We start from the raw sequence: 8613 nt of genomic DNA, 5'->3' as shown, positions 1-8613 counted from the left end.
GAGGGCGGTGCCGCTGGCGAACCACAGCGTCGCCAGCACCGTGTGGCCGGCCCAGCCCAGCGGGCTGGCGAGCAGCCGCTGCGTGACGGGCGCATGGCGCGGGTCGTCGAAGTCGAGCACGCCGCGCTCCAGCCAGGGCAGCGGGTGGGCGGCGCTGCGCACCTCGATGCTCTGCTCGAAGCAGCCGCTCGCGTAGCGCTCGCCCGCCGCGGGCAGGCCCAGCGCCAGCAGGTCCCAGCCCAGCATCTCGGCGCCGGGCGCCAGCTCGAAGCGCAGCGCGTTGCGTGCGCGCGCGCCGTCGTGCACCAGGGTCTCGAGCGGCAGCCACTCCAGCCGTGCGCCGTCGGCCACCCGGGCGGTCAGCGTCTGCAGCGCGGCGTCGCCGCCGCTGCGGTAGAAGCGCGTGGCGCCCGGCGTGGTGAGCAGCGCGTGCGCGCCGGTGTCGACCTGCGCCGTCAGCGCCAGCTCGTCGCCGCCCACGATGCCGCCCGGCGGATGCACCAGCACGTGGTGGCAGATGCCCGGGCCTTCGGGGTACAGACTCTGCAGCACCCGCAGCGGCCCGCTGTGCACGCCGCGGCCGATGGTGCGGGGAAGCGCCGCCGCGGGGGCGTCGGGATCGGGGCGGTAGTGCAGGTCGAGGCTGCCGAGCCAGGCCATGGGATGCGTGCGGAGCGGGGGAGGGACGCGGAGGGCGCGAGCGATTGGCCGCAACTCTAGCCGCTCGCTCGAGCCTCGTGGATCCAGCTCCGGACGGGACGATGATCCGCACCTCGCAACATGCGTACGGCGCATGCGAAGCGCCCCAGATGTCGCTTGAGGCGGACGTCGGCGATGGGTTCAATGGGTCTCGCAGCAGCGCCCGCGGCGAACCGACCCAGGCGATCGGTTCCGGGCTCTGCTCGTTCGATGAACGAACCTCCGGAGCCCCCATGAACACGCTGACCCCTCTGCTCGAGCCCCTGCGCACTCCCCCCGGCCCGTCGCCCCGCCGAGGCAGGCACGTCCTGGCGCGACTGAACTACCTCCAGCCCACCGCGGAGCGTCCGTACAGCTATGCCTGCGAGCCGCCGCCGGGCACACCGTGGGAGAACTGCGAGTACGAGCCGCGGCAGATGGAGATCCGGGACGCGCGCCTCGCCGACAAGCCGCCGTGCATCGATAGCGAGGGCTACGCGTTGTGGGACGCGCCCACGTCCGTCACGGACTTCCTCGACACCGAAGCGGTCCGGGCCCGCTACTACCCCGAGGCCGCAGAACTGGCGCTGGCCGCGACCGGCGCGACGCGCGCCTACGTCTTCGACCACCTGGTGCGCCGGCGCGAACCCGATCGCGCGGCACTCACGTTCGGCCGGCAACGCGCCAACGACGTGGCCGCGGCCAATGGCCGCATCCACAACGACTACACGGAAGCCTCCGGCCGCAAGCGGCTGGCGCTCGTGCTGGACGATCCCGAGGCGGTGGCCCGCGTCAGGCGGTTCGCCATCGTCAACGTGTGGCGGTCGATCAAGGGTCCGGTGCTGGACACGCCGCTCGCGGTGTGCGACGCGCGCACGCTGACGGTCTCGGACCTCGTGGTCAGCGATGTGCGCTACCCGCGCCGCACCGGCGAGATCTACGTCGCGCTGCACTCGCCGCTGCATCGATGGTCCTACTTCTCGCAGATGGACCGCCATGAGGCGCTGGTGTTCAAGCAGTACGACTCCCGGGTCAGCGGCGTGGCCCGGTTCACACCGCACACCGCCTTCGACCTGCCCGACATCCCCGCCGGCGCGCCGCTGCGCGAGAGCATCGAGCTGCGCTGCCTCGTGGTCTACGGAGACGCGCAATGAGCGCCGCGCCGATCGAGTTCTGGTTCGAGTTCGCCAGCAACTACAGCTACCTCAGCGTGATGCGCATCGAGGACTGCGCTGCCCGGCGCGGCGTGCAAGTCCGCTGGAAGCCCTTCCTGCTGGGGCCGATCTTCCGGAGCTTTGGCTGGCAGACATCGCCCTTCGTGCTGCAGAAGGCCAAGGGCGACTACGTCTGGCAGGACATGGTGCGCCAGTGCCGCAAGTACGACCTGGCATGGACCCGGCCCTCGGGCTTTCCCCGCTCGTCGCTGCTGCCCTCACGCGTGGCGCTCGTGGGGGCCGAGCAGGATTGGATCGGCGCCTACTGCCGGCGCGTGATGTCGATCAACTTCGGCGAGGACCGGGAGATCGATACGAACAAGGTGGTGACGGAGGTGCTCACGGCGCTCGGCCTGCCGGCGCGGCAGATCATCGACGAGGCGCAGTCCGAGGCCAACAAGCTGCGGCTGAGGCAGCAGACGGAGACGGCGGCGCGGCGAGGGATCTTCGGCGCGCCGATGTTCTTCGTGGGCGACGACATGTTCTGGGGCAACGATCGCCTGGACGATGCCCTGGACCACTGCGTCCAGGCGCTGGCGTAGGGACGACTCAGGAACGCCGGGCGCGCGGCTTCGGTGCCGTCTGCGGGGCCGCGAGAGCGGGCTCGGCCGACATTCGCGCCTCGCTTTCTATCCACTCCGCCACGCGACGGATGTCGGCGCGGGGACGATCGTTGGCGAGGATGAGCCAGTAGGCGTGCTCCATGTCCGCACGGTGGTTCGGTGGGGCCAGCCGCACCAGCCGGCCGGCGTCGAGCAGCGGCTGGATCAGCTCGATGCGCCCCAGCGCCACGCCCTGCGCGTCCAGCGCGGCCTGGATCACCTGGTCGTACTGGTTGAAGTGCAGCATGCCCTGGTGCCGCACGTCGGACCAGCCTGCGGCACCGAGCCAGTCGCCCCATCGCAGCCAGGGGTGCGTCGGGTCGTCGAACTCCAGCAGCGAGACCTTCGCGAGCGCCTGCGCCGACCGCAGGGACTTGAGGCCCAGTGAAGGGTGGGCCACCGGCGCGACGGATTCGCCGAACAGGCGGGTCGCCCCGGCCGGCGCCAAGGCCGGCGTGGTGTAGCGGATGGCCAGGTCGATGCCGTCGCTGCGCAGGTCGGCCACGCGGTTGTTCGCGGACACGCGCAGGTCCACGCCCGGATGCAGCTTCTGGAACCGGCTCAGCCGCGGCAGCAGCCACAGGCCCGTCACGCCGATGCTCGCGCTCAGCATCACCGGTCGCAGCACGCCGGTGGTGTGGATCTCGCCCATCACGTCCTGCATCTGCTGCACCGCGCCGTCGGCGCTGCGGAACAGCCGTTCGCCTTCGGCCGTGAACGCGATGGAGCGGTAGCCGCGGACCAGCAGCTTCACGCCGAGCTGCTCTTCCAGCGCGCCGATCTGCCGGCTGACGGCGGATTGCGTGAGGCACAGGTCCTGCGACGCGAGCGTGATGCTCATGCGGCGTCCCACCGCGACGAAACCCCGGATCAGGTCGAGCGACGGCAGTCGTACGAGAGGGAGTGACATTCCTGGAGCGTATGCGATGCGACGGAATGATCGATTGAAGCACAGGCGGCGCGGTCCTGTAATCCGAACCTCGAACCGGCATGCGTGCCGGCCCCTGCTTCAACCGGAGACCGTGGTGACAACCGACCCGCCCGCTTCGTGGCCCTCCCGGCACGCTAAGGCGCTGGCGTTCCGGGCGCTGCATGCCCGCGCCGACGGCTTCATCGTGCCGAACCCGTGGGACGTGGGCAGCGCGCGGCTGCTCGCGGGGCTGGGTTTCGAGGCCCTGGCGACCACCAGCGCCGGCTACGCCTTCTCTCGCGGCGTGCCCGACAACTGCGTCCCGCGCGAAGCGCTCATGGCGCACCTGGCCGAGATCGCCGCGGCCACCCACCTCCCGGTCACCGCCGATCTCGAGAACGGCTTCGGCGACGCACCCGAAGTCGTGGCCCGGACCCTCCGGCTCGCGGCCGACGCCGGCGTCGTGGGCGGCTCCATCGAGGATGCACGCAGCGGCCCTGGTGACCGGCTCTACGCGCGCGAGTTCGCCGCCGAGCGCATCCGCGCCGCAGTGGAAGCGGCGCGGTCGCTGCCGTTCCCGTTCGTGCTGACGGCGCGGGCCGAGAACTACCGCGTCGGCCAGCCGGATCTGGCGGACACCATCGCGCGGTTGCAGGCCTACCAGGAGGCCGGCGCCGATGTGCTGTTCGCGCCGGGCCTGATCCGCCCGCAGGACATCGCGACCGTCGTGCGCTCCGTCGATCGGCCCGTCAACGTGATGCTCGGCGACCCGTGCCTGGAGCTGGGGGCGCCGGAGCTGGCGCAGCTCGGGGTGCGGCGCATCAGCGTCGGCGCCTTACTGACACGCGCCGCGTTCGGCGAGTTCCTGCGCGCGGCGAGCGAGTTGCGAGAGCACGGCAGCGCGTCCTATGCACGGGCTGCCGTGAGCGGGGCCGAGCTCGGCCGATGCTTCGCACCCTACGCCCGGGGGGGCGTCATGACTTCGGCGCCGGGCATCGCGCAGCGGCCGGCCCCCGTTCCTACGATCCACATCCAGGAGACCCGATGGACCACGTGCTGATCATCCACTCCGTGCGCGACTACGCGGCCTGGAAGCAGGTCTTCGACGAGGCCGCCGCGCTGCGCCGGCGCGCCGGTGAACTGAGCTACCAGCTCCTGCGTGACGAGCACGATGCCAACCGGGTGGTTCACTTTTCGCGATGGACATCGCTCGCGGAGGCCCGCGCCTTCTTCGAATCGCCGGGGCTGGAGGAGATCCGGCGACGTGCCGGCGTCGAGGCCCCCGAATTCAACTACCTGCACGGCCTGGAGCAGGGCACGCTCTGAACGCGCGGAAAGGGAGAACCCACGATGACCCAGCGCAGCCTGGAGGACGACGATGCGCTCGAGGACTTCGCGCATCGCGAGATCACGCTCGACGGCATGGCCAAGGTGGTGCACGTGGCTGGCACGGGGCCGGCGGTGATCGTGCTGAGCGAGATGCCGGGCATCAGCCCCACGTCGCGCGCTTCGGCCGCTGGGTGCGCGACGCGGGCCTGACCGTCTACATGCCGTCGCTGTTCGGCCGCGATGGTGCGGTCGCCCATGCCGACGAAGGGGCCGCCGTGTTCCGCCGGGCGTGCGTGAGCGCGGAGTTCCGGGCCTTCGCCGGCCGGGACGGTGGCAACCGGTCGAGTCCGGTCACCCACTGGCTCCGGTCGCTGGCGCGGCTGGCGCACCAGGAGTGCGGCGGGCCCGGTGTCGGCGCCATCGGCATGTGCTGGACCGGCAACTTCGCGCTGTCGATGATGCTGGAGCCCGCGATGCTGGCGCCGGTGCTGTCGCAGCCGTCGCTGCCGCTGGACGATCCGGGCGGCATCGAGATCTCGCCCGACGAGATCGCGGCCGTCCGCCAACGGCTCGACAGCGAAGACCTCTCGGTCCTCGCCTTCCGCTTCCAGGGCGACCGGTTCTGCAGGGCCGAGCGCTTTGCGGCCTACGCCGAGGCGCTGGGCGAACGGTTCGTGGCGCGGGTGCTTCCGGACGCGGCCGCGAACACGGAGGTTCCGTCGTTCTTCGCGCAGCACGTGCCCACCCCTCACAGCGTGGTCACCGCGCACCTGATCGACGAAGCCGGGCAGCCCACGCTGGCGGCGCGCGACGAGATCCTGGCGTTCCTGACCCGCCGCCTCGTCGAGTCCCGGACCGTGGCGGCGAACCCATGACATCCAGAGTCGGAGGAACCGATGAATGAGGACCAGAAGCCGGTGGCGATCCACGCGCTCCAGGCCGCCGTGCGGACGAAGCCGTCCAACTATCCCGAGCCCTTCGCGTCCCGCATGGCGGGGCGCGTCATCCGTCCGCTCGGTGATGCCTTCGGCCTGTCGAACTTCGGCGTCAACCTGACGCTGCTGGCGCCCGGCGCGGTGTCGGCGCTGCGGCACGCGCACCGCCGGCAGGACGAGTTCGTCTACGTCGTGGCGGGCTCGCCGACGCTGGTCACCGACGCGGGCGAGACGCCGCTGCAGCCCGGCATGTGCGCCGGATTCCGCGCGGGCAGCGGCGACGCGCACCGGCTGGTCAATCGCACCGACCACGATTGCCTCTTCCTGGTGGTGGGCGACAGGACCGCTGGCGACAGCGCGATCTACCCGGACGACGACCTCGTGGCGCAGCTGGGCGAGGGCGGCCGGTGGCAGTTCCTGCACAAGAACGGCGATCCGTATTGACGGACCCCCCGCCCGCATCATGAAGCCGAGCTCTCGCCACGTCCTGATCGCGTGGAACGAACGCCTGGAGCGTACCGTGGGTGCAGCGCTGCGCCTCTGGCGCCGACCGGGCGCCGTGTCGCGACCCGACGCCCTGGAGGTGGACGTCGCGTTCGCCGAGCCCTACCGCATCACCTCGCCGACGGACGTGTGGGTCGCATGCCTGAGCGGAACGGCGTGGCTGACGCGGGAAGGGTGCCTGGCCGACACGATCCTTTCGCCGGGTGACGTCCGGCGCGTGCCGGCCAGCGGGAAGCCGCTGGTCGTCGGCATGCCACGCTGCCGGCTGCGGATCGCCCTGCAGCGCGAACACGTGGCGGAGCAGCGCGGTACGCCGACCGCCTGAGCCCTCGCCGGCGCGTCCGCTGCCGGTCAGGTCAGGCGAGCCGCGCGAAGCCCGAGTCGCGCGGCGGCTCGTCGGCAGGGCGCGTCCTGGCGCGGCCGGAGAGCGAGAAGAACACCGTGGTGCCCACGTCGGGCTGCGAGCTCAGGCGGATGTGCCCGCCATGGCGGCGCACGATGCGCTGGCAGGTGGCCAGCCCGACGCCGGTGCCGCTGAACTCCGACGCTTCGTGCAGCCGCTGGAAGGGCTTGAAGAGCTTGTCCGCCTGCCGCGTGTCGAAGCCGGCGCCGTTGTCGCGCACGAAGAACTCCGTGCCGTCCGGAGACTCGACACGGCCCACCTCGATCTCGGCGCACGCGCGCTTGCCCGAGTACTTCCAGCGTTGCCGATCAGGTTCATGAGCAGCGAGCGGGCCAGTCCGGGGTCGGCCTGCGCGTGCAGCCCGTCCTCGATCCTCACCTCGGCCTGGCGGCCGGGCTCGGACTGCCGCAGCTCGGCCACCACGTCGCGGGCGATGGCGCTCAGGTCCACGGACACCGGCTGCAACTGGTGCGTCGCCACCTGCGACAGCGCCAGCAGGTCGTTGATCAGGTGGTTCATGCCGCGCGCCGAGCTTTCCACCAGCGCGCTCATCCGGTCCCCCTCGGGGCCCAGCGCCGGCGCATAGCGTGCCCGCAGCAGGCCGATGAAGCCGATGATGGCGTTCAGCGGTGTCTTCAGGTCGTGGGCGGCCGTGCGGGCGAAGGCGTCGAGCTCGTCGTTGGCGAACTGCAGCGCGGCGGTGCGGGCCTGCACGCGTTCCTCCAGCTGCTCGTTGGCGTCGCGCAGGGCCTGCGCGGCCGCCCGGACGTCGGTGATGTCCTCGATGATCCCGCCCACCAGCCGCGAGCCGTCGCTCGCGTCGACGATGCGGCGCTTGCGGTCGGCCACCCAGCGCACGCTGCCGTCCGGACGGCAGATGCGGTACTCGCACTGCGCGCTGCCGAACGCCACCAGGTTGAGCAGCGATTCCTCGGCGATCGGCCGGTCCTCCGGGTGCACCAGCGACAGCCACAGCGTGCGGTCCTGCAGCAGCGAGCGCGCGGAGTGGCCGCAGATCGTCAGGAACGCCGGGCTCGCATAGAGCATCTCGCGCACGTCGTCCTTGCCGATCCACAGCGCTTCCTGCAGGCTGTCGTGCAGCTGGCGGAACTGCAGTTCCTGGCGCTTGAGCGCGTCGCGCGTGCGGACCTCGTCGGTCACGTCGTCGGCGATCACCAGCACGCTGTCGCGGTGCCGGATGCGCATGCGGTGCAGGCTCACGTGCACATGGCACAGCTCGCCGTTCTTCTTGCGGTGACGCACGATGCCGGCATCGTGGTGCGGCGTCAGCGTCTCGCTCAGCAGGCGCATCATCTGCGGCACGTCCTCGGGCGGGCGCATGTCGGTGGCCAGCATGCCCAGGAATTCGGCCTCGGTATAGCCGTAGTGCGCGACCGCGGCGTGGTTCACCGCGATGAAGCGCAGCGTCTCCTCGTCGAAGGCCCACATCGGCTTCGGGTGGTGCTGGAACAGGTCCTGCACCCGCACCTCGCCGATGTGCAGCCGCTGCTGGGCCTTCAGCAGCGCCAGGTTGCCGGTGCGCACCAGCGCGACGACCAGCAGGCCGCTCAAGAGCACGTAGGCGATGCCCTTGTAGCGCTGGGCGAACGTCAGCCAGTCGATGTCGTTCGAGACCTGGAGCACCAGCGCATCGGACAGCAAGATCCAGGCGATGCCGGCGACGATGTAGATCGCGCCGATGCCCAGCGCGACCTGCGTTGCCCGACGTCGAAAGACCGAATCCATGCGGCGCTCAGCCCCCGGGAACAGGACGAAGCGCCGACTGTAACGCCGGGCGGGCGCCCGCGATCAGCGATGTCGCGGCGCTTCGTGCGGGGTGGCGCGAACCGTCAGAACGATTCCCAGTCGTCGGTGCCGCTGCGGGCCGCTGCCGCCTCGGCAGTCGTGGAGGAGGGCGCCTTGGCCTGGAAGGCCGGGCGCACCACGTTGGTCGCGCGGTTGGGGCCGCGTCGCTCGATCATCGGCGCCGCGGCGGCCTTGGGCGGCTTGGCCGGGGTCGGAGCCGGCAGCGCGAGCG

Annotated in this window: 11 protein-coding genes and 2 pseudogenes; 8 read left to right on the top strand and 5 right to left on the bottom strand. The window is 71.4% G+C overall.

The features are described from left to right. Positions 1-660 (bottom strand): urease accessory protein UreD (locus x551_RS15160; RefSeq protein WP_036249262.1); only part of this gene is annotated, 660 nt, incomplete at its 3' end. A 272-nt stretch (positions 661-932) separates the two neighbouring features. On the opposite strand from x551_RS15160, the gene x551_RS15155 reads away from it, so the two are divergent. Then, positions 933-1832 carry a CmcJ/NvfI family oxidoreductase gene (locus x551_RS15155; protein ID WP_036234995.1) on the top strand — a complete coding sequence of 300 codons (900 nt, stop codon included), beginning with the start codon at positions 933-935 and terminating at the stop codon, positions 1830-1832. Then, a complete protein-coding gene (locus x551_RS15150; RefSeq protein WP_036249259.1) occupies positions 1829-2434 on the top strand; it encodes a 2-hydroxychromene-2-carboxylate isomerase in 606 nt (201 codons plus the stop codon). Before x551_RS15155 ends, x551_RS15150 begins: the two co-directional genes overlap by 4 nt. A gap of 7 nt (positions 2435-2441) precedes the next feature. On the opposite strand, the gene x551_RS15145 is transcribed toward x551_RS15150, so the two are convergent. Next, positions 2442-3404: a LysR substrate-binding domain-containing protein gene (locus x551_RS15145; RefSeq protein ID WP_036234988.1), complete on the bottom strand. Its 963-nt coding sequence runs from the start codon at positions 3402-3404 to the stop codon at positions 2442-2444. 115 nt (positions 3405-3519) lie between these two features. Between x551_RS15145 and x551_RS15140 the strand changes: the two genes are divergently transcribed. Genes x551_RS15140 through x551_RS15120 form a run of 6 tightly spaced genes read left to right on the top strand, consistent with a single transcriptional unit; the run spans position 3520 to position 6497 of the window. Beyond that, on the top strand, positions 3520-4464 hold the full coding sequence (locus tag x551_RS15140) for an isocitrate lyase/phosphoenolpyruvate mutase family protein (RefSeq protein ID WP_231497756.1): 945 nt from the start codon (positions 3520-3522) through the stop codon (positions 4462-4464). After that, on the top strand, positions 4449-4730 hold the full coding sequence (locus x551_RS15135) for an antibiotic biosynthesis monooxygenase (RefSeq protein ID WP_011828346.1): 282 nt from the start codon (positions 4449-4451) through the stop codon (positions 4728-4730). Before x551_RS15140 ends, x551_RS15135 begins: the two co-directional genes overlap by 16 nt. A gap of 24 nt (positions 4731-4754) precedes the next feature. Further along, positions 4755-4943 carry a hypothetical protein gene (locus x551_RS27495; protein ID WP_231497755.1) on the top strand — a complete coding sequence of 63 codons (189 nt, stop codon included), beginning with the start codon at positions 4755-4757 and terminating at the stop codon, positions 4941-4943. Beyond that, a complete protein-coding gene (locus x551_RS15130; RefSeq protein ID WP_231497754.1) occupies positions 4925-5608 on the top strand; it encodes a dienelactone hydrolase in 684 nt (227 codons plus the stop codon). The genes x551_RS27495 and x551_RS15130 overlap by 19 nt, the downstream gene beginning before the upstream one ends. A 21-nt stretch (positions 5609-5629) precedes the next feature. Further along, positions 5630-6112: a cupin domain-containing protein gene (locus tag x551_RS15125; RefSeq protein WP_036234985.1), complete on the top strand. Its 483-nt coding sequence runs from the start codon at positions 5630-5632 to the stop codon at positions 6110-6112. A 19-nt stretch (positions 6113-6131) separates the two neighbouring features. After that, positions 6132-6497, top strand: a complete 366-nt coding sequence (locus x551_RS15120; protein WP_036234982.1) for a DUF2917 domain-containing protein — start codon at positions 6132-6134, stop codon at positions 6495-6497. A 31-nt stretch (positions 6498-6528) separates the two neighbouring features. On the opposite strand, the gene x551_RS27490 is transcribed toward x551_RS15120, so the two are convergent. The 3 genes and pseudogenes from x551_RS27490 to x551_RS15110 all read right to left on the bottom strand — a co-directional run. Then, positions 6529-6834: an ATP-binding protein gene (locus tag x551_RS27490; protein ID WP_161728045.1), complete on the bottom strand. Its 306-nt coding sequence runs from the start codon at positions 6832-6834 to the stop codon at positions 6529-6531. Positions 6835-7067: 233 nt separating this feature from the next. After that, positions 7068-8321 (bottom strand): annotated as a pseudogene (locus tag x551_RS27485) (PAS domain S-box protein); the annotation flags it as partial. A 104-nt stretch (positions 8322-8425) separates the two neighbouring features. Continuing rightward, a pseudogene (locus tag x551_RS15110) lies at positions 8426-8613 on the bottom strand (methyl-accepting chemotaxis protein); the annotation flags it as partial.

Source organism: Methylibium sp. T29 (assembly GCF_000576205.1).
Classification (GTDB): domain Bacteria; phylum Pseudomonadota; class Gammaproteobacteria; order Burkholderiales; family Burkholderiaceae_C; genus Methylibium; species Methylibium petroleiphilum.
This window is presented reverse-complemented; position numbering and strand designations above follow the sequence as displayed.